Source organism: Stenotrophomonas sp. 86156_Sma (assembly GCF_056481625.1).
The window spans coordinates 2,423,143-2,443,871 of record NZ_CM151157.1; the positions used below are offsets into that span (position 1 = coordinate 2,423,143).

Below are 20,729 nucleotides of genomic sequence, written 5' to 3' on the forward strand. Positions count from 1 at the left end.
TCCTTGTAGGCAGTGTGTCCGGCAGAGCAGCCTGACCGGTTTCGGGGGGCAGTGGCTGGCTTCCCCCCAAGGGGTGTGCTACCGCTGCTGAAATCAATAACGGCACTACCCCTCCGGCCTTTAGCGGAGTTTCGATCCTTTTTTCTCTGGTCAAACGAAAAGGCCCCGCCATCTGCATGGCGGGGCCCGGCTCCAGCTCGAGTGGTGCAGGTATTACGACTGCAGCAGGCGCAGTACGTTCTGCGGCACCTGGTTGGCCTGGGCCAGCATGGCCGTGCCGGCCTGCTGCAGAATCTGCCCACGGGTCAGTTCGGCGGTTTCCTGTGCGTAGTCAACGTCACGGATGCGGCTGCGCGCAGCAGACAGGTTTTCCGAATTGGTGTTCAGATTGGCGATGGTCGAGGTGAAGCGGTTCTGGATTGCACCGAGGTCGGCACGCGCCGAATTGACGGACTGCAGCGCGGCATCCATCGCAAGGATGGCGTTGTCGGCGTTGGCCTGTGACGAAATATCCAGATCAGCGAATCCAACGGTTGCCTTGCCGGCAGCGTAGGTCGTGGAGCTGCCAGGGGCGAGGCCAGTTTCCTTCAGAAGTGCAGGCGCGTCCGTGGTACCGGCCAAGCCTACAGTGACATTGCCTTCCTTGTCGGTCAGTTGCAGCTTGCCATCCACCAGTGCCGCGCTCACGCCGGTGGCGTGGGTCTTTGCGTTCACCGCGTTGACCATCTGAGTGGCACGATCACTTGCGTTCTTTGCCGGATCCAGATCGATGGTTACCGAACCCTTGGAGCCTGAAAGCTGGAAGCTGGTCGGGCTGTACCCGCCAGCGGTATGCGGACCCTTGACCTTGTCGCTGTTGCCGAAGGTTGCCGCCGCAGCGGTGCTCATGTTCACCTGGAGGGTCTGTCCATCGGACTTGGTGAACGTAAGGTCGCCGGTGGCGACATCGCCTGAGACGGAAATACCAGCTGCCGTGAGCGCCGCTGCTTTGCCATCGATCGCGGCCTGAAGATTCGTTTCCGTCACACCAGACGCGTCGGCGACGTTGACGATATTGATGCCGCCCACGTCAATGGTGAAGGCTGCAGTGCTGGTTGTCGGGGTAAATGCGCCAAATGCTCCCGTAGAGGCGACGTTGCCGGTATTCGGCACGGCACCGGTCAGCGAGCCATCAGTTGACGCACTGGTCCAGCTGCCCAGCATGTGCACATTCGCATTGGTGATCTGCGAGATGTTGATGGTCTGGCCCTGGTCGGCGCCGATCTGGAAGGCCTGGTTGGTGAAGCTGCCGTCCAGCAGGCTGGTGCCGTTGAAGTTGGTCTGCTCGGCAACACGCTGGATTTCCTGCTTCAGCAGCTGCACTTCGGCGTTCAGCGCCTGGCGGTCCGAGGCGGAGTTGGTTGCGCTGCGGGCCTGAACGGCCAGTTCGCGGATGCGCTGCAGATTGTTGCCGACTTCGCCCAGTGCGCCTTCAGCGGTCTGTGCCAGCGAGATGCCGTCGTTGGCGTTGCGCGCGGCCTGGTTGATGCCACGGATCTGGGTGGTGAACCGCTCGGAGATCGCCAGACCGGCGGCGTCGTCCTTGGCACTGTTGATACGCATGCCCGAGGACAGGCGCTGGATCGAGGTGGCCAGCGAGCTGCTGCTGGTGGACAGGTTGCGCTGAGCGTTCAGCGACATGGTGTTGGTGTTGATGATCTGTGCCATGGTGCTTCTCCGTGGTTGCTCGGTTGTTTCGGTGTGGAAGGCGCGGGACGCGCCGTGCTGGAAGACGGATGGAACGGGGAAAGGGACTAGCGGATCTTGTTGAACAGGGACATCGCCTGCATCTGGCTGAAGATCGTCTGGGCGGCTTGAAGGGCGGCGGTCTCCAGCTTGTATTGGCCGATGGCATCGGCGTAATCGAGGTCGCGCATCGTCGAGAGCGTGCTCTTGACGGTGACGGCAGTGGCTTCGCGGGCGCTGGCCGCGGTATCGATGGCGGCCAGCTGGGCGCCGCCCTTGGCGCGGGCGTCGATCATCGTTTCCGAGGCCCTGTTGAGGTCGCGGATGCTGGACTGCAGCGTGTTCTGCAGCGCCGTGCGCTGGCTTTCGGTGGACGGGTCGGTTTCCAGTGCAGCGACCAGTTTGTCCAGGGTGGAGAAGATGTCGCGGCTACCCGCGTCGCTGACGTTGAACTGATCACCGGCGGCTGGCTTGCCCTCGATGCGCATGCGCACGCCGCCAACGACAATGTCCTCGCCGGGTTTGTGGGTTCCGCTGCCGACCACCGTGCCGGTGCCATCAACCACCTCATAGGCACCTTCGGCAGTGCCGGTGAAGCGGACATTGAGCGTGCCGCCGGCCCAGCTGCCGCTGCCGTCGCGGCTGACCGAGGTCAACAGGCCACTGCCGGTGTTGCCGGCTGCCGCGCTGGCATCCACACGGCCATCGCCGGTGGGGATGCGCATGAAGATCTCGCTGCCGGGCAGGGCGTCGGAGACCAGTTGGCCCGGTGCCACCTCCACCTGCCGCTGGTTCTGGTCACCGCTGTAGGTCACGGTGCCGCCGCTTCGCTGGAACGGGGCGTCAGCGTCGTTGCTGCCACCGAACAGGTAGCGTCCGCTGCCATCCCTGGAATTGGCCAGCGACAGCAGGCTTTCCTGGATGGTCTTCAGCTCGCTGACGATAGCCTTGAGGTCACTGGCCTTGGGCACCGGACTGTTGGCCTGGATACTCAACTCCACGGCGCGCGACATGAGCTCATTGACCTGAGCCAAGGCGTTTTCCTGCAGACCCAGGCGGTTCTGCATACTGTTGGCGTTCTTGCCGAGCTGCTCGAGCCCGGCCACGACACGGTCCAGGCCAACGGCCGTACCTGCAGCGACCGGGTCGTCCTTGGCGGAGGTGATCTTGCTGCCAGTCGCGATCTGCTGCTCGAGGTGGCTGATTTTCGACTGCTTGGCGAGCATCAGCGACACGGACTGGTTGAACATCATCCCGGTGGAAATTCGGCTGCTCATCGGCGGACGGCTCCCAGGATGGTCTGGAACATGTTGTCGGCGGTGGAGATCAGCTGTGAGGCGGCCTGATAGGCCTGCTGCAACCGCAGCATGTCGGCTGCTTCCTCATCCAGGTTGACGCCGGAGATCTCGTCGCGGGCTGCCTGCGCCTTGTCTGTGATGACCTGCTGCGCGTCCAGCGAGTACTCGGCCGAACGTGCCGCCGCGCCGACCTGCGTGGTCAACCCCCCCAGCGCACCGTTGAGGGTGACGGTGCCACCGTTGAACGCCTTGGCGTCCTCGACCTTGGCCAGCTTTGCCGCGTTGCTGTTGTCCGACGAGCCTGCCGGAGTAGGGCTGATATTGAAGGTGTCGCCGACCTTCGGTGCACCGTCCAGCACGAAGCTCCAGCCATTGGCGCTGATGGTCTGGCCCGGTGTGTAGGTCTGCGGCGGCCCACCGTTGATGGTGTAGGTGGTCGCCGACGTGAACACGATTGCGGCAGGATCGCGCAGGTTCGGATTGGATACATCGCTGACGGTGACGCCGGTCAGCTTCCCGGTGCCGGTGTTGGCCAGTGCAGCCGTACCCTTGACCGCTGCCGCTGCGGCGATGCGGGAGGGATCGGTGATGGCGGTTTCCAGGCTTCCGGCGACGCCCGCGGTCGGCTGCAGGAGGAAACGGTCGTTGGTGGCCGGGGTGCCGCCGACCACCAGCTTGACGCCATTGATCACCAGCGGATCGGCGGTCGTGCCGGTACCGGTCAACGCAACGGTGGCGCCAGTGTCGGCGCGGGTGGCCTGCCACTGGGTGCCGTCGAACTTGAGGACGATGTTCTGTGCCTCCAGCTTGGACAGGTCACCATAGGTCGCAGTGAGGCTGCCGGTACCGGTATTGCTCGCGTTGGGCGTGACGCGTGGGTTGCCGATGGTGAAGAAGTCGCCGCCCATCTTGCCGTACAGGTCCACGCCCTGGTGGTGCGCCTGGTTGAAGCTCTCGGCCAGGCCGACGGCGAGCTTGCCCAGTTCGGCCTGGGCCGGTGTCAGCACGGTATCGCGGAACTCGAGCATGCCGCCGATCTTTCCGCCCACTGCCTTGGGATCGAGCGTGATCGTGTTGCCCTGGGTTTCCAGCGCCAGTTGCAGGCGTTCGGGCTGGTATGGATCGGTCACCGTAGTGACCTTGGACGCGGTCGTGCCCACCACCAGCGCATTGCCGCCTGCGGTATAGACGTTCATCACGCCGCCATCCTGGACGACGGCAGTGCCACCGGTGTAACCGATCAGCTGCGAGATCAGCTGGTCGCGACGATCGAGCAGGTCCGGCGCCGCGTTGGCCACGTTGCTGCCAATGGCGCCGTTGATCTGCGCAATCTCCTGTGCCAGGCGATTGACTTCCGTGGCGCCGGCAATGAGCCCGTTGTTGACCTCGCTGCTCAGGTTGTTCATCTGCGTGTTGAGCTGCACGAAGCGGCTCGCCAGGGCCTTGCCGCCATCGAGCAGGCTCTGCCGGTCGGCCGTGCCGGCCGCGTTGGACGAAAGGCCACTGACGGCGTCGAAGAAGTTGGACCAGGAGCCGGCGACATTCGTGGCCGGGTCCGAGAACAGGGCATTCACCCGGTCGGCCATGCCCGAAAGCTGCTTCAGGCGTGCCAGCTCGCCGCTGCTGTCGAGCAGGCGCGAGATGGCCAGCTGGTCGGCAGCACGGCGGATATCGGTGATGCGGGTGCCGCTGCCAACGTCCCCAAAGCCGTAGTTCTGCGGATCAGACGTGGCGAAGTCGACCTTCTGCCGGCTGTAGCCAGGGGTGTTGATGTTGGCGACGTTGTGGCTGGTGGTCGCCAACGCACGCTGGAAGGCGAGCAGGGCACCAGTACCGGTGGAAAGTACGCTGGACATGGGGTTCCTCAACGACGAGTGATACCCAGCGCCGCGGTTGCGGTGCTGGCGAAGGTCTGGCCAAGGCGCGAGCCGGCATCGGCGACGGCGCTGACGGCGCGCTCGATGGTCGGGCCGCCGGCGATCGCGGCGATCTTGGCCGCGTAACGCGGATCGGTGGCATAGCCGGCGCGCTGCAGGCCGCGGGCGAAGCCCTGCACGTCGGTGCCGGCCTGCAGGGCCTGCTGGTAACGCGGGCTGGTCTTCAGCAGGCGCACGTAGTCGGCGAAGCTCTCGGCCGGGGAGCTGTAGGCGCGGAAGCTGGCGGTCTCGTTGCGGCGCACGCCATCCACATACTCATGGGTGCCGGCCACGGCGCGCTGGCCGTTCCAGCCATTGGCCTTGATGCCGAACAGGTTGTGCGAAGTGCTGCCATCGGCGTGCTTGATGTGGCGCTTGCCCCAGCCGGTTTCCAGCGCCGCCTGGGCGACCAGGGCGCGGGCATCCACGCCCAGTTCCTTGGCTGCACTCTGCGCGTGCTGCCAGATGCTGGCAACGAAGCCTTCCGGGGTGTGCTCGCCCAGCTGGGCGACGGCGGTACGGGTGGCCATCGCATCGGCCGGGCTGATCGCGGTGCCGCGATTGCTGGCGGTGGCCGACCACTGGTCGCTGTTGGCGGCCCAGTTCTCGCCCTGCAGGCTGCCGATGTACGGATCGTCGGTGCCCAACGAGCGATGCATGCTGCTGCTCTCGCGCCCGGCGATCAGGTCCAGGGCCTGTTCCATCGGTGCGACTGCCGCCTGCGCACCGTGCTGTGCACCGGCGGCCATCTGCTGCAGCAGGCGCACGGCCTGGCTGCCATCTTCCAGTGGCAGCGACGGTGCCGGCTTTGCCGGTGCATTGAGCTGGTAGGCACGACTGGCCTTGGCCGGGTCCACGCGGGTATCCAGCGCCGGGCCGTCGGCGGCCTGGCCGGACAGCTGCCGGCTGATCATGCCCGACAGGCCCAGGCCCTTGCCGCGGGTCATCGCCTCGGCAATCTTCTGGTCGTACATCTCGCGGAACATCTTGTTTTCGCCGGGGAACAGCGAGTCGCCGAAGCTGGCGTCACGCATGCTCTTGACCAGCATCTGCGCGAACTGGCCTTCCAGCTGGCGCGCGACCTTGTCGATCTTGGCCGGATCGTTCTGTTGCGCCGGGTGCAGATCGAATGCGGGAGTGATGCGCATATCAGATCACCTCGAGCTCGGCACTCAGTGCGCCGGCCTGCTTCAGGGCTTCCAGGATCGCGATGAGATCGCCTGGTGCCGCGCCCACGGCGTTCACCGCGTGCACGATCTCGTCCAGGGTGGTGCCGCCGCTGAACTTGAACATGCGGCTGCCGTCGTTGGTGGCGGTGATGGTCGACTGCGGGCTGGCCACGGTGCGGCCGCCGGACAGCGCATTGGGCTGGCTGACGTTGGTGTTTTCCTGGATGGTCACGGTCAGCGAACCATGCGAGATCGCAGCCGGTCCCACGCGCACCTGCTGACCGATGACCACGGTGCCGGTACGCGAATTGACCACCACCTTGGCCGGGGCGCTGCCCGGCGTCAGTTCCAGGTTCTCGATGCGGGCCAGCAGGCCGATGCGCGCGCCCGGGTCAGTGGGTGCGGTGACGGCGACGGTCACGCCATCGACTGCGCGTGCAGCGCCTTCGCCGAACGCGTTATTGAGCGCGGCGACCATGCGCGAGACGGTAGTGAAATCGTTGTTGTGCAGGTTCAGGGTGATGTCGCCGCCATTGGCCAGCGGATCGGGCAGGGCGCGTTCAACGGTGGCGCCGTTGGGAATGCGGCCAACGCTCGGCACGTTCACCGAGACACGGGAACCGTCTTTGCCCTGCGCACCAAAGCCGCCGACGATCAGGTTGCCCTGTGCGATGGCATAGATCTGGCCGTCAGCACCGCGCAGCGGCGCCATCAGCAGCGAACCGCCCCGCAGCGAGACCGCGTTGCCGATCGAGGACACGGTGATGTCGATCGGCTGGCCCGGCTTGGCGAACGGCGGCAGTTCGGCGTGGATCGCCACGGCGGCCACGTTCTTCAGCTGCGGGTTGACGTTCGGCGGCACGTTGACGCCCAGTTCGCCGAGCAGGTTCTTCAGGCTCTGCACGGTGAAGGGTGCCTGGCTGGTGCGGTCGCCGCTGCCATCCAGGCCGACCACCAGGCCATAACCCACCAGCGCATTGCCGCGTACGCCGCCGACCTGGGCCAGGTCCTTGATGCGCTCGGCGCTGGCCGGGGCAGCCACGACCAGCAGCATCAGCGCGACGAACGACGCCATGCGTCGCTGCCAGGAAGAAGAGGAGAAGAGTTTCATGGCCATACTCAGAACGGCGTCAGGCCGGAGTTGAAGAAGCGGCTCAGCCAGCCCATCGCGTTGGACTGCGCGACGGGACCGCGGCCGCCGTAGACGATGCGGGCCTCGGCCACGCGGCTGGACGGAATGGTGTTGTCCTGGCTGATGTCGCCCGGGCGCACGATGCCCTGCACCTGTACCAGTTCATCGCCCTGGTTGAGCCGCAGGTTCTTCTGCCCCTGCACCACCAGGTTGCCGTTGGGCAGGCGTTGGACCACGGTGACGGTGACGCTGCCCTGCAGGCGGTTGCTCTGCGCGCTGTTGCCCTTGCCGGTGAAGTCACGCGCGCCCTTGGCTGTGGCACTCAGGATGTCCTTGCCGCCGAGGGTGACCGGAGCGCCGAGAATGGTCGGCGTTCCCAGGCTCAGGTTCGATTCCTTGTTGGTGGCCGTGTTGGCGCTGGTCTGCGCGGTGGTGCTTTCCAGCAGGGTGATGGTCAACAGGTCGCCAACATCGCGTGCGCGCCGGTCCGAATACAGCTGCAGGGTCGGGCCGGCAGCGTAGATCGCGCCGGCGGTCGGCTGTGCCTGCGGCGGCATGATCGGCTGGATCGGTGCCATCGTCGGGTAGGGGCGCACGTCGCCCGCGATCACGCAGCCACCGAGCAGGGCGGCCACGGCGCAGGCGAGAGCAGTGCGGGCGAAGTTGGAAATGGGCGACATGGCAGTTTCCCGGTTTGGCCGGTCAGAGCTTGTTGTTGAGGTAGCCGAGCATGGAGTCGGTGGTGGAGATCGCCTTGGCGTTCATCTCGTAGGCGCGCTGGGTTTCGATCATCGACACCAGCTCTTCCACCACGTTGACGTTGCTGCCTTCCAGCGCGCCCTGCACCACAGTGCCGAGGCCGTTGAGGCCGGGGTTGCCGTTCTGTGCCGGGCCGGACGCAGTGGTCTCCAGGAACAGGTTCTCGCCACGTGCCTGCAGGCCAGCGGGATTGACGAAGTCGGTCAGGGTCAGTGCGCCGACTTCCACCGAGGCGGCGCCGTCGGCCATCTTCACGCTGATGGTGCCATCGGTGCCGATGGTCACCGACTGCGCGCCTTCGGGAATCTGGATGCCCGGCTGCACCGGGTAGCCGCTGTTGGTGACCAGCTCGCTGTCCTGGTTGATCTTGAACGAGCCATCACGGGTGTAGGCCGAGCTGCCATCAGGCATCTGAACTTCGAAGAAGCCGCGGCCATTGACCATCACGTCCAGGGCACGGCCGGTCTGCTGCTGGCCACCCTGTTCAAAGTTCTTGGCGGTGGCGACCACGCGCACGCCGGTACCCAGCTGCAGACCGGTGGGCAGCTGCGTCTGCGCCGACGAGGAGCCGCCGGGCTGGCGCACCTGCTGGTACAGCAGGTCTTCAAAACTGGCACGGTCCTGCTTGAAGCCGGTGGTGTTGGTGTTGGCGAGGTTGTTGGAAACCACCGACATGCGCATCTGCTGCGCATCCAGTCCGGTTTTCGCGATCCACAATGCCTGGTTCATCTTCGATGTCCTGTCTGGTGAAGCCGGCCGCGTGGTGCGGCCCTTGTATGCGGGTGTGCAAGCGGTGTGCCAGCGCCGGCATCAACCGGCGCCGGAATTCCGTCAGCTTCCCAGGCGCAGCATGCTGTTGGCGCTGCGCGCGTTTTCGTCGCCGTGCTTGATCACCTGCACCTGCATTTCGTACTGGCGCTGCAGCTGGATCATCTGCACCAGCGCGCCAGCGGCATCCACGTTGCTGCCTTCCAGCTGGCCGCTGTGCACGGCCGTGCCCTGTGCCGGTGCGAACGGCTGCAGCGGGTCGGTGTTGCGGAACAGGCCATCCAGGCCGCGTTCGAGGCGCTCATCCGGTGCCTGCACGACCTTGATCCTGCCGATCTGCGCCATGGTCTGCGGGCCTTCGCCCTGCGGAATGATCGAGAGCGTGCCGTCGGCACCGATCTCCATCGCCTGGTAGGGCGGAATGGCGATCGGGTTGTTGTTGTCATCCAGTACCGGGCGGCCGCTGGAGGTCACCAGCTGGCCGTTCGGCGTCACCGACAACGCCGCGCCGCGCGTGTACGCCTCGCTGCCGTCACTGGACTGCACGGCCAGCCAGGTGCCGGTCTGCAGGGACAGGTCCAGCGGTTTGCCGGTGATGTGCTGCGAACCGGGCGTGCGGTTGAATCCGGCGTCGACATGCAGCGCATCCACCCGCGAGGCAAAGCCCGGGCCACGGATCGGGAAGGCTTCGGTGTTGGCCAGCGCTTCCTTGAAGCCGGGAGTGTCGGAGTTGGCGAGGTTGTGGCTGAGCGTACCCTGCGCCTGCAGGGAGGCGCGGGCACCGGTCATCGCCACGTAAAGGGCTTTATCCATGCGGGGAGTTCCGTGACGGGGTCAGCAGGTCATCAACGGATGTTGATGACGGTCTGGGTGATCTGGTCCTGCGTGGTGATCATCTGCGCGTTGGCCTGGAAGTTGCGCTGCGCGGTGATCATGTTGACCAGCTGCTCGGTGAGGTCGACGGTGGACGCTTCCAGCGAGCCGGCCTGGATCTTGCCGAGGTTGGAGGTGTCCGGCATGCCGGTGCGCGGGGTGCCTGACTCGAACGTCTCCACCCACAGGTTGTTGCCCTTCTGCTCCAGACCCTGCGTGTTGTTGAACGTGGTCAGTGCGACCTGGCCGAGGGGCTTGTCGTCGCCGTTGGAGTAGCGGGCATAGACCACGCCGGTTTCCGACACGGTGATCTCGTTGAGCTTGCCGGCGGCGTAGCCGTCCTGCTGGGTGTTGCGCAGCGCGAACTTCTCGCCGTACTGGGTCGAGCCGCTGATATCCAGCGTCATGTTCAGCTGGCCCGCGCCGGTGGTCGGGGTGAAAGTACCGAGGCTGACCTTGCCGTTGGCAGGATTGGTCAGCTTGCCGCTGTTGTCGAACGTCACCGGGGTCGGTGCGCCGGCCGGCTGGCCATCCACGTAGTTGCGCACGGTCCACTCGTTGGGGTTGGCGCCCTTCACGAAGTACGAGACCTGGATGTGGCTCACGCCCAGCGAGTCGTACACGGTGATGCCGCCGCTGGAGTGGTTGTAGCTGTTCGAGTCGGTCGGATCGAAATTGGTGACCGTCGGTTGCTTGGCGTTGGCCGGCAGGGTGAAACCGACCTTCACTTCGCTGGTCTGCTTCGGCGCGCTGTCGGTAGTCAGCAGCTGCAGGTCCACCAGGCGGCCGGCATCGAAGTTGGTGCCATCGGCGTTCGGCGCGAACACCTGCAGGCGCGCGCCCTGCGGGTTGATCACATAGCCGGCGGAATCGGTCTGGAAGTTGCCGGCACGCGAGTACACGCGCGAGCCGTTCATGTTCATGGTGAAGAAGCCCTCACCGGAGATCGCCATGTCCAGGCTGCGGCCGGTCTGCTCGTTGTGGCCCTGGATGAACTGTTGGGCCACGTTGGAAACGCGCACGCCCGAGCCGGTCTGGTTCTTCGACAGGCCGTAGCTGGTGGAGGCGAACAGGTCAGCGAACTCGGCGCGTGATTGCTTGAAGCCGGCGGTATTGACGTTGGCGACGTTGTTGGCGGTGACGCTCAGGTCGGTATTGGCGGCATTGATGCCGGACAGGGAGACGTTGAAGCCCATGGGATGCTCCTGGTAGATGCGGAATGTGCGGCTCAGCTGACGCGGAGCACGTAGTCGATCGGGGCCGTGCCCAGGCCCTTGAGATTCAGGTACAGGCCGTCGGAGCCGACGGTCACGCTCTCCACCGGGGCCTGCACGAAGGTGGACAGCTTGGTGCTCTTGCCGGCGGTGTCGACGTGGTTGGCGACGATGGAGTACTTGCCCGGTTCCATGCGCTTGCCGTTGGCGTCCTTGCCGTCCCACTGAAACGCGGTTTCGCCAGCGGCCTTGGCTTCTACGCTCAGCGAGGTGACCTTGGTGCCGTTGGCATCGGTGATGTCGACGGTCACGATGCCGGCCGAGGGCGCAGCCACCGTGCCTTCGACGCTGCCTTCCTTTTCCAGTACCAGCTTTTCCGACGGCACCAGTACCTGGTGGCCAACCAGAGCGGCACCGCGCAGCACCTGGTCGCTGGCCATCGATTCCTGGAAACCCTTCACCGTCTTGTTCAGATCGGTGATGCCCTGCACGGTGGACATCTGCGCCATCTGCGCAACCATCTGCGTGTTGTCCATCGGCTTCAGCGGATCCTGGTGCTGCAGCTGCTCGGTCATCAGGCGCAGGAAATCGGCCTGGTCCAGCGTGTTCTTCTTCTTGGTGGCGTTGCTGTTCGGGGCGTTCAGGCCGAGCGCGGCGTAGACGTCCTGGTTGGTCTGGTTGTTGACGGCGGTGGTCATGGCGGTATCCAGTGCTGCGGGCCTCAGCGGCCCATGGTCAGGGTGGCCAGGGCCAGTTCCTTGGCGGTGGTCAGCATCTCCACGCCGGCCTGGTAGTTGCGCGAGGTCGAGATCAGGTTGACCATCTGCGCCACCGGATCGACGTCGGGCTGGTAGATGTAGCCATCGCCGTCGGCCAGCGGATGGCCGGGCTCGTAGCGCTTGATCGGCGCTGCCTCGCTCTGGGTGATCTCCTTGACCTTCACCGACGTGATGTTCGGATCGTTCTTGCTGGTCACGGCCTGGAAGATCGGCTCCAGCGGCTTGTACACGGCATCGGCGGAACCGGCGACGGTGTCCGCGTTGGAGAGGTTGGAGGCGATGGTGCTCATGCGCACCGACTGCGCCTGAAGCGCGGAGCCGGCGATATCGAAGATCGGCAGGTTGCTCATGGCTTATTGCCCCGTGATCGCGGTCAGCATGGAACGCACCTTGCTCTCGACGAAGCTGAGCGAGGCGCGGTATTCGAGTGCGGCGCGGCCATAGGCGGCACGCTCGGCATCGGGATCGACGGTGTTGCCGTCCAGGCTGGGTTGCACGCCTTCGCGCGCGATCTGGAACGGGTTCAGGCCACTACTGATCTCGTAGTGCTGCTCGTGGGTGGTGGCCATCAGGCCATTGGCATCCTGCCCCTGGGCGTGGCGCAGGGCGGCATCGAAGTCCAGATCCTGGGCCTTGTAGCCGGGAGTGTCGGCATTGCCGAGGTTGCTGGCGATCAGCTTCATCCGCTGTTCGCGCAACGGCATGGCCTGGGCGTGGACGCCCAGGTAGTCGGTAATCAGGTTGCGCACGGTGCACTCCCACAGGAACGTTGCCCGGGAAGCTGCAAGGGGTGTGCCAGATTCGAGAGGGTAGTGCCAGCCGCTGGCCGGCTTCCCGGATTGTCCGCGGTTGCCCGCCAGCGGCCGGCACTACCGGATCAGAGGCCTCAGGCCGCCATCGCGACCTTGCGCAGGCGGTCCAGCACGAAGTCGGCCAGTTCGTGCGGCGAGTACTTGGCGACGAAGGCGTTGGCACCGACGCGCTCGACCATCGCATTGTTGAATACGCCCGACAGCGAGGTATGCAGCAGGACGTAAAGGCCGGCCAGGCCCGGATGGCGCCGGATTTCCGTCGTCAGCGTATAGCCGTCCATGGCCGGCATTTCGATGTCCGAGATGACCATGGCGTAGCGCTCGGCGGGGTTCTCGCCCGAGGCCTGGATCTGCAGCAGGTGGTCCAGCGCCTGCTTGCCGTCGGAAAGCAGGGTGGCGCCGACCCCAAGCTGGTCCAGCACGCTGCGGATCTGTTGGCGGGCTACACGAGAGTCGTCCACCACCAGCACCTGCAGCTGCGGGCCGTCGGCGGGCATTGCCATCGCCGGGTCGAGTACTGCTTCACCGCGTACCTGGGCGATATCGGCCAGCACGCTTTCAACGTCGATCACCTGGATCAACTCGCCCTGGAAGCGGGTCACCGCCGTCAGATAGCTCGATTCGGCGCCCAGTTCCGGTGGCGGGTGGATGTCTTCCACCGCGATGTTGACGATGCGCTCCACGCCGCTGACCAGGAAGCCCTGGATCGAGCGGTTGAACTCGGTGACGACCAGGTAGCCGGGCGAGGTGTCCGCATCGGGCTCACGCTCGGGGTGGCCGATGGCCAGACCCAGGTCCAGCACCGGCACCGAGCGGCCACGGACGTCGGCCACGCCGGCGAACTGGCTGGGCAGTCCGGGCACCTGGAACAGCTCCGGGCGGCGCAGGACTTCCTGCACCTTGAAGACATTGACGCCAAAAAGCTGACGTCCGCCGAGGCGGAACAGCAGCAGCGCCAGGCGATTGTGGCCGGCCAGTCGGGTCCGCTGGTCGATCCGGTTGAGCAGGTCATGGGACATGGCTGCTGTATCGGCGGGGTAGGCGCCGAACTTGAGCGCTTTTGTAGAGTCGCGCCATGCTCGACCCTGCCTCTGTAGAGTCGAGCAAGCTCGACTCTACACAAGCCCCTCTGGCACACCCCTTGCACGCACCAGGGCCAGATCCCATCGACAGGAGGCGCCATGCGCCGGGTCACATCGCTCTTCGCCATCGCGCTGGCCCTGGCCTCGCCGTGGGCGGTTGCCGCCGACTGGCAGCCGGTGGCCAGTATCCGCACCGCCGCGTTGTCGACGCTGCCGGCAGGCAGCGAGGGCGAGGCCCAGGTGGCCGATGCGCTGCGCTTGCCCAGGTGTGGTGGCGCGCTGCAGGTGCAGCCCACCGCCAACACCACGGTTGAAGTCAGCTGCCCCGATGCCGGCGGGTGGCGCCTGTTCGTACCAGTAAAGGTGCGGCGCAACCAGACCGTGCTGGTGCTCAACCGCGGAATCGGTACTGGAGAAACCCTCACCGCCGCCGATATCACCACTGCCCAGCGTGACGCCGCCCGGATTGCCGGTGCGGTGCTGGCCGATCCGAATGCAGCGATCGGCCGCATCGCCCGCCGTCCGTTGCAGGCCGGAGCCCTGCTGTCGAACAACGATCTGGTGGTGCAGCGTCTCATCAAGCGAGGAGACAATGTGGCCCTGGTTTCGCGTCGCGGCTCGGTCGAGGTCCGTATTGCAGGCCGTGCGATGGGCGATGCCGGTGAAAACGAACGGGTCTCGGTGGAGAACCTGTCCTCGCGGCGGATCGTGCAGGGCACGGTCGATGCCGCCGGTGACGTAATCGTGGCGCGTTGATTTACCGCAAAATATCCCTAAAGATCACGGCCCTGCGGCCGTTATCCCTTGTGAACGGCAACTCCAGGACACCCCATGAGCCAGAAAATCGACGGCAACCTGCAGGTCCCCCAGGCACTGCGCAGCGTGACGACCCCGGCCAACAAGCCCGGCGTCAGCACCGATGCGGCGACGCGCCCGGTCGAAGCGGCCGACAGCCTGCGCCTGACCGGCGAGGCCACCAATCTGCAGGCCATCGAGCGTGAGCTGACCACCGCCCCGGCAATCGACGCCCAGCGTGTGGCCGCAGTGCGCGAGTCGCTGCAGAACGGCACCTACAAGATCAATCCGGACGCGATCGCATCGCGCATGCTTGAGCTGGATCAGCAGCTGCACGGATGACCGCGCCGATGAGCGAACAACTGCAGCGGCTGGCCCAGGCGCTTGACGTTGAACGTCAGGCGCTGGTCGATCATGACGTACACGCGCTGATCCGGGCGACCGGTGCCAAGCTGGAGGCGCTGCGTGCACTGGAAGGCACGCCGCCGCTTGGTGAGGGGGATCACCTCCAGGAACTGGCCGAACGCAACCGAGCCAATGGCGTGCTGCTGTCGCGCCGGCGCCGCGAGGTCGATTGGGCGCTGCGCCAGCTCGGGCGTACCGAGGCCTCCTCCTCCTATGATGCCAAGGGCCAGTCGCATACGGTCACTGCGCGGCGCCCACTCGCCATCGCCTGACGCGACGGCGGTCGCACATCCCACCCCCGCGGGCTGAAGCCCGCCGCACGACCGCGTATATTGGGCGCCTGTTCGAATGCCCCGAGTCGCCGTGTCCGCTGCCAATGCCCTGGTTACCGCCCCCCTTCCGCCGCAGCCGGTGCTGCAGGCGCTGCTTGAGCGCCTGCGCGAAGGGCTGCTGCTGTTCACCGAAGACGGGCAGGTGGCCCTGGCCAACCCGGCCGCGCAGAACCTGCTGGCCAGCGGTGAGGGCGGCGGCCTGCCACCGCCGCAGCGCCTGCGTGAACTGCTGCCGCCTGATGCATTGGAGCAGGCGCGCCAGCATGGTCACTGGAACGGCAGCCTGCCGCTGGGCGAGGGCGTGGTCATCGCCCATCTGTATCACCACGGCCCGGTGGGCCAGGGCCACTTCCTGGCATTGTTCCGCCATATCGAAGGCCAGGAAGACTACGAACGCGAACTGCAGCAGCGCCATGCAGAGCTGCGGCAGGCCTACCTGCGCCTCAACGGTACCCAGGAAAAACTGCTGCAGTCGGAGAAAATGGCCTCGATCGGCCAGCTCGCCGCAGGCGTCGCGCACGAGATCAACAACCCGATCGGCTACGTGCACTCCAACCTGGGCAGCCTGCAGGAGTACCTGCGCAGCCTGTTCACCGTGATCGAAGCCTACGAGCGCGCATTGCGGGCGCCGGACCCGAAGGCGCTGATTCCGGAAATCGACGATATCCGTGACCGCCTGGACATCGATTTCATCAGCCGCGACCTGCCGCAGCTGATGGCCGAGTCGCGCGAAGGCATCGAGCGGGTGACGCGCATCGTGCGTGATCTGAAGGACTTCTCGTATTCCGGCCGCGACGAGTCGTGGAAGCTGGTCGACCTGCACGCGGGCCTGGAATCGACCATCAACATCATCTGGAACGAGCTGAAGTACAAGGTCACCCTGGTGCGGGAGTTCGGCCAGTTGCCGCTGGTGGAGTGCCTGCCGTCGGAATTGAACCAGGTCTACATGAACCTGCTGCTCAACGCCGGCCACGCCATCGCCGAGCGCGGCACGATCACGGTGCGTACCGGCGTCGATGGCGATCATGTATGGGTCGAGTTTGAAGACACCGGCGGCGGCATCTCGCCGGAACTGCGCCAGCGCATCTTCGATCCGTTCTTCACCACCAAGCCGGTCGGCAGCGGCACCGGCCTGGGCCTGTCGATCTCCTACAGCATCATCAACAAGCACCACGGCCGCATCGACCTGGACAGCACCCCGGGCGTGGGCTCGCGCTTCCGCGTGGTGCTGCCGGTGAAGCAGCCGCGCTGACTGCTCAGGGTAGTGCCGGCCGCTGGCCGGCAACCTCATTGAACCCGACATCCAGAGCAGCCGGCCAGCGGCCGGCTCTACCAGGGCTTGTCCCCGACCTGGGTTCGCGCTTCGGGTAGTGCCGGCCGCTGGCCGGCAACCTCATTGAACCCGACGTCCAGAGCAGCCGGCCAGCGGCCGGCTCTTACAGGGCTTGTCCCCGACCTGGGTTCGCGCTTCGGGTAGTGCCGGCCGCTGGCCGGCAACCTCATTGAACTGGGCATCGAGAGCAGCCGGCCAGCGGCCGGCTCTACCAGGGCTTGTCCCCGACCGGGTCCGCGCTTCGGGTAGTGCCGGCCGCTGGCCGGCAACCTCATTGAACCCGACATCCAGAGCAGCCGGTCAGCGGCCGGCTCTACCAGAGGGGATCGTTACCGCAATGGGCGATCCTCACCGCCATCTCCGCTTTCCACCGGCGCCGGACCGGCGTTGCTGCGGCGCTGCTCCTCGTAGGTGCGGAACGCCTGGTGGATGTGCTTGCGCAGCTCGTCGTCGTTCCACGGCTTGGTCAGGAAGCGATAGATCGCACCGCGGTTGATCGCGTCGGTCACGGTGTTCAGATCGGTGTAACCGGACAGCACCAGGCGGATCGTGTCCGGGTACAGCATCTTCACCCGGCCCAGGAACTCGGTGCCGCTCATGTCGCTCATGCGCTGGTCGGACAGGATCACCTGCACGTCATTGATTGCCAGCAGGTCGAATGCATCGCGCACGTTGCCGGCGGCCAGGATGCGGTAGCCGTCGCGACGGAACAGACGCACCAGTGAGCGCAGTACGTTCTCTTCGTCGTCCAGCAATAGCAGCGTGCGGTCGGGACGGGTCTCGGCAAAGGCTTCCGGACGCAGGTAGCGGCGGCGCAGGGTCATGCCGGCGGCATCGGCCGACATCGGTTCGCCGAACAGGTAGCCCTGGAACACATCGCAGTCGTTGCGGCGCAGGAAGCCCAGCTGGGCCTGCGATTCCACACCGTTGGCGATCACGGTCATGCCCAGCTGGTGGCCCATGGCGATGATCGCGCGGGCGATGGCCGCCTCACGGTTGCCGGCCGGTGCGCTCTTGATGAAGCTGCGGTCGATCTTGAGCTTGTCCACCGGGTAGCGGACCAGTGCACTCAGGCTGGAATCGCCGGTGCCGAAATTGTCCAGGCTCAGGCTGATGCCTTCGTTGCGCAGATTGGCCAGCGTCTCGTGCACGAAGTTGACGTTGTTGGTGAGCGCGCTTTCGTTGATCTCCAGCGTCAGCATCTGTGCCGGCACGCCCGCGGCCTGGATCAGGCCCATGACTTCAGCGAAGAAGTTGGGCCGCAGCAGCTGCAGGGTGGAGACATTCACCGCGATGGTGAAGTCGTCGAAGCCCTGGTCGCGCCACAGGCGTGCCTGCTTCAGCGCGCCTTCCAGCACCCAGGTGCCGATCTGCACGATGATGCCCAGCCGCTCGGCGGTGCGCATGAAGCGCTCCGGCACCAGCATGCCCAGCGTCGGCGACTGCCAGCGCAGCAGCGCTTCCATGCCGACCACGTGGCCATCGCGGGCGCTGACCAGCGGCTGGTAACGCAGTTTCAGTTCGCCGTTGGGAATGGCGTCCACGATCTGGCGGGCGATGATGCTTTCGCTGTGCGCGCTCGGTGGCGTATCCACGGCGTGGATGCGCACCGCGTTGCCGCCTTCGCGGGCCGCCTGGTACAGCGCATCCTCGGCATGATCGAGCAGGCGCGAGGTGCTGCTGGCATGGTCCGGGCACAGGCTGACGCCCAGCTTGCCGGTCATGAACAAGGTGTACGGCAGCACCGACAGCGGCAGCTCCATCTGCTGCCGGATCTCCTCTGCGAAGTCCTCCGGCAATGGCACGTCGGCGGTGCGTGGCACTGCGATCAGGAACTCATCGCTGCCGTGGCGCCACAGCTTGCCGCGACCACGCAGGTAGGACTGCAACCGCTGCGCCACCAGCACCAGGGCCTGGTCACCCACCTCGGCGCTCATGTTTTCGTTGACCGAGGCGAAGTGGTCGATGTCCACGTGCATCAACATCAGTGCGGTGCCGCCCGAGGCCGCCTCGGCGACCATCGCCTGCAGCTCGGGGTTGCCGGCGCCAAGGCGATCAGGCGCATCATCGATGCTGACCGGGGGCTGGTTGGGATTCCACATAGGCTCAGTAGTCCAGTGACTCAACGGCGGCCATGCTGGCCGCCTGGTAGGGGAGGTGTACGTCGATCAGGGTGCCTTCGCCGTGTGCGGATTCGATCCGCACATGGCCACCGACGCTCTGCGCACGCTCACGCATCACGATCAGGCCCAGCCCGCGCGGACCGTCCGGGTCGAAGCCCTCGCCATCATCACGGATCTGCAGGTGCAGGCCGCGCTGGCCGACATCGCGCAGCTGCAGCTGTACCTGGCTGGCGCGGGCGTGGCGCAGTACGTTGGTCAGGCTTTCCTGGGCGATGCGGAAGCAGGCCTGTTCGATGCTGTTGTCGGGACGATGCGGCAGCCGCTCGATCTCGGCCAGCAGTTCCACGGGCGACGATCGGAACAGCACCCGTGCCTGCCAGCTCAGGGCTGCTTCCAGGCCCAGCGCGTCCAACTGTGGCGGGCGCAGCAGGGTAGAGATGTCGCGCAGCTTGGCCACCGTGGTATCGGCCAGGCTGACGATCTGTGCCAGGTCCTCGCCGCGGCGCTGTGGATCGTCCTCGTCCTGAGCGGCATACGCAGACAATTTGATCGCGGTGATCGCCTGGCCGATATCGTCGTGCAGGTCGCGCGAGATCGCGCGGCGCTCATCCTCCTGCAGCGAGAACAGGCGGCCGGCCATCGCCTGCAGTTCACGGTTGCTGGTTTCCAGTGCACTGCGGGTGCGTTCGGAATCGCTCAGGTCGCGCACGATCAGCAGCTTGCAGTCGCGTCCGCCATAGCGCACTTCGCCCACCGCCAGGCCGGCATGGAAGCTGCGGCCATCCGCACGCTGCATCGCCACCACGCTGCTGTGACCGGGCCCCAGGTGTGGCTGGCCTGCACGCAATTGGCTGCGTACGCGGGCCAGATCGGCGCTGTCCACCAGTGCTGACAGGGGTTCGCCCAGCAGGGTGTGGCTGCCATAGCCGAACAGGCTGGCGGCCCAGGCGTTGGCGTACAGCACGTGTTCGTCGGAGAGGATGACCACGCCGTCGGGCAGTACCCGTACCAGCTCGCGGAACTGTTCCTCGCGCTCGCGCAGCAGGCGTCGCGACTGCTCGCGCTCGGTCACGTCCTGCAGGGTGCCCAGCACGCGGTTGCGGCCGGCCTCGTCGATGCCGCTGGCCGCACGCAGATGCACCATCAAGGCGCGCCCATCCATCGACAGCAACGGCAACAGCACGTCCACCTGCACGGGATCGCCGGAGCAGAGCTCGGCCAGCAGCTGTTCGGTCTGGGTGGCGGTGGCCGGGTCGGCCGGCACCAGCAGTTCGTCGAAGCGATGCCAGCGCCGCGCCTCGGGCGGGCGGCGACCGAGCAGGCGATAGACCTGGTTCGAATAGCGGCCAAGTCCCGTGGAGGGGTCCAGCTCCCAGGCGCCGATGCGTGCCAGCTCGTGGGCTTCTTCGACCCGCGCCAGCGCCTGGTCACGGCGCAGCTGGGCCAGGTCTTCGGCGGTGCGGTCGATGGCAATCAGCAGGCGGGCGTTGTGGCCGTCATAGCTGATGGCGTTGGAGCGAAGTTCCATCTGACGCAGGGAGCCGTCGCGCAGCTGCAGCTGGGTACGCAGGATGCACAGTTCCTCCGGTGCCTCGCGGATCGCCTCCAGCTTGGTCTGCAGTGCCTGGTCCTGGCCTGGCGGCCACAGCGAATCGATGGTCTGCTCCAGCAGTTCGTCACGGTCCCAGCCGAAGGCCGTACAGGCCGCCGGATTGGCATCGAGGATCGCCAGTGTGTCCAGGTCGTAGACCAGGATCGGGCCGGGGTTGCCTTCGAACATCTGCCGCAGGCGCAGCTCGGAGGCCTGCTGGCGTGCATGGGTGTGCAGCACATGCTCGGCCAGCGGGCGCAGCAGTAGATACAGCAGGCCGGCGCTGGCAAGGGCGAAGAACGAGCCCTTCAGGCCCTGCCACAAGGCCGCCTGCTGCGGGTCGGGCACCAGTGCCTGCACTGCACTGTCGGTGGAGATCATCCAGGCCAGCGCCATCGCCAGGTAGCTCAGCACCACCCGTCGCCGGTCGCGGCTCAGCGCCTGCGCCATCCGCGGGTCGGGAACTGGGGCGTTGCCGGTCGGTTCTGCGGGCATGGACAGGGCGGAAGAAAGGGGCGCCGGCCATCTTACCGCGCAGGTGCGCCCAGACCACTCAATTATCCGCCGCAGGCGCCGTTAACCACTGCGTGCCCCGCTGACGGGCGTGTCATCCGGAGCAAGAT

The 20,729-nt window shown here is 66.0% G+C and carries 19 protein-coding genes; 4 read left to right on the forward strand and 15 right to left on the reverse strand.

From position 1 onward, the window contains the following. Positions 1 to 213: 213 nt before the first annotated feature. The 13 genes from ACZK33_RS11350 to ACZK33_RS11410 all read right to left on the reverse strand — a co-directional run bounded on the left by ACZK33_RS11350 (position 214) and on the right by ACZK33_RS11410 (position 13,464). Entirely contained in the window at positions 214 to 1,707 is a 1,494-nt protein-coding gene (locus tag ACZK33_RS11350) for a flagellin N-terminal helical domain-containing protein (RefSeq protein ID WP_197612176.1), read from the reverse strand. 86 nt (positions 1,708 to 1,793) lie between these two features. After that, positions 1,794 to 3,002, reverse strand: coding sequence for a flagellar hook-associated protein FlgL (flgL, locus tag ACZK33_RS11355; RefSeq protein ID WP_189719489.1), 1,209 nt, complete (start codon positions 3,000 to 3,002; stop codon positions 1,794 to 1,796). Further along, a complete protein-coding gene (flgK, locus tag ACZK33_RS11360) occupies positions 2,999 to 4,879 on the reverse strand; it encodes a flagellar hook-associated protein FlgK (RefSeq protein WP_423164022.1) in 1,881 nt (626 codons plus the stop codon). The genes flgL and flgK overlap by 4 nt, the downstream gene beginning before the upstream one ends. An 8-nt stretch (positions 4,880 to 4,887) precedes the next feature. Continuing rightward, positions 4,888 to 6,087, reverse strand: coding sequence for a flagellar assembly peptidoglycan hydrolase FlgJ (gene flgJ, locus ACZK33_RS11365; RefSeq protein WP_329913552.1), 1,200 nt, complete (start codon positions 6,085 to 6,087; stop codon positions 4,888 to 4,890). 1 nt (position 6,088) lies between these two features. Beyond that, positions 6,089 to 7,225, reverse strand: a complete 1,137-nt coding sequence (locus ACZK33_RS11370) for a flagellar basal body P-ring protein FlgI (RefSeq protein ID WP_049421917.1) — start codon at positions 7,223 to 7,225, stop codon at positions 6,089 to 6,091. 2 nt (positions 7,226 to 7,227) lie between these two features. Further along, entirely contained in the window at positions 7,228 to 7,920 is a 693-nt protein-coding gene (flgH, locus tag ACZK33_RS11375) for a flagellar basal body L-ring protein FlgH (RefSeq protein WP_423174084.1), read from the reverse strand. A gap of 22 nt (positions 7,921 to 7,942) precedes the next feature. Continuing rightward, a complete protein-coding gene (flgG, locus tag ACZK33_RS11380; RefSeq protein WP_005409571.1) occupies positions 7,943 to 8,728 on the reverse strand; it encodes a flagellar basal-body rod protein FlgG in 786 nt (261 codons plus the stop codon). 102 nt (positions 8,729 to 8,830) lie between these two features. Continuing rightward, positions 8,831 to 9,580, reverse strand: coding sequence for a flagellar basal body rod protein FlgF (locus tag ACZK33_RS11385; RefSeq protein WP_032127377.1), 750 nt, complete (start codon positions 9,578 to 9,580; stop codon positions 8,831 to 8,833). A 32-nt stretch (positions 9,581 to 9,612) separates the two neighbouring features. Next, a complete protein-coding gene (gene flgE / locus ACZK33_RS11390) occupies positions 9,613 to 10,836 on the reverse strand; it encodes a flagellar hook protein FlgE (protein WP_107431886.1) in 1,224 nt (407 codons plus the stop codon). A gap of 32 nt (positions 10,837 to 10,868) precedes the next feature. Beyond that, positions 10,869 to 11,552 carry a flagellar hook assembly protein FlgD gene (locus ACZK33_RS11395; RefSeq protein WP_049421924.1) on the reverse strand — a complete coding sequence of 228 codons (684 nt, stop codon included), beginning with the start codon at positions 11,550 to 11,552 and terminating at the stop codon, positions 10,869 to 10,871. A 23-nt stretch (positions 11,553 to 11,575) separates the two neighbouring features. Further along, on the reverse strand, positions 11,576 to 11,983 hold the full coding sequence (flgC, locus tag ACZK33_RS11400) for a flagellar basal body rod protein FlgC (protein ID WP_010485892.1): 408 nt from the start codon (positions 11,981 to 11,983) through the stop codon (positions 11,576 to 11,578). Between the two features lie 3 nt (positions 11,984 to 11,986). Then, positions 11,987 to 12,382 carry a flagellar basal body rod protein FlgB gene (flgB, locus tag ACZK33_RS11405; RefSeq protein WP_005409576.1) on the reverse strand — a complete coding sequence of 132 codons (396 nt, stop codon included), beginning with the start codon at positions 12,380 to 12,382 and terminating at the stop codon, positions 11,987 to 11,989. A 137-nt stretch (positions 12,383 to 12,519) separates the two neighbouring features. Continuing rightward, positions 12,520 to 13,464, reverse strand: a complete 945-nt coding sequence (locus ACZK33_RS11410; RefSeq protein WP_032127374.1) for a chemotaxis protein — start codon at positions 13,462 to 13,464, stop codon at positions 12,520 to 12,522. Between the two features lie 162 nt (positions 13,465 to 13,626). Here ACZK33_RS11410 and flgA point away from each other — a divergent pair, with 162 nt between their 5' ends. The 4 genes from flgA (at position 13,627) to ACZK33_RS11430 (ending at position 16,311) form a co-directional block, all read left to right on the forward strand. Further along, positions 13,627 to 14,283 (forward strand): flagellar basal body P-ring formation chaperone FlgA, encoded by a 657-nt coding sequence (flgA, locus tag ACZK33_RS11415; RefSeq protein ID WP_049421927.1) that lies wholly within the window; start codon positions 13,627 to 13,629, stop codon positions 14,281 to 14,283. Between the two features lie 75 nt (positions 14,284 to 14,358). Then, complete coding sequence (flgM, locus tag ACZK33_RS11420) at positions 14,359 to 14,664, forward strand: flagellar biosynthesis anti-sigma factor FlgM (protein ID WP_049421929.1); 306 nt, start codon at positions 14,359 to 14,361, stop codon at positions 14,662 to 14,664. Further along, a complete protein-coding gene (locus ACZK33_RS11425; protein WP_049399388.1) occupies positions 14,661 to 14,999 on the forward strand; it encodes a flagella protein in 339 nt (112 codons plus the stop codon). Before flgM ends, ACZK33_RS11425 begins: the two co-directional genes overlap by 4 nt. A 91-nt stretch (positions 15,000 to 15,090) precedes the next feature. Further along, positions 15,091 to 16,311 (forward strand): ATP-binding protein, encoded by a 1,221-nt coding sequence (locus ACZK33_RS11430; protein ID WP_019337422.1) that lies wholly within the window; start codon positions 15,091 to 15,093, stop codon positions 16,309 to 16,311. Between the two features lie 410 nt (positions 16,312 to 16,721). Here the strand turns inward: ACZK33_RS11430 and ACZK33_RS11435 are convergent, their stop codons facing one another. Together ACZK33_RS11435 and ACZK33_RS11440 are read right to left on the reverse strand one after the other, a co-directional pair. After that, entirely contained in the window at positions 16,722 to 18,494 is a 1,773-nt protein-coding gene (locus ACZK33_RS11435; RefSeq protein WP_032127372.1) for an EAL domain-containing protein, read from the reverse strand. A 4-nt stretch (positions 18,495 to 18,498) separates the two neighbouring features. Next, complete coding sequence (locus ACZK33_RS11440) at positions 18,499 to 20,601, reverse strand: sensor histidine kinase (protein ID WP_423174085.1); 2,103 nt, start codon at positions 20,599 to 20,601, stop codon at positions 18,499 to 18,501. Positions 20,602 to 20,729 lie beyond the last annotated feature (128 nt).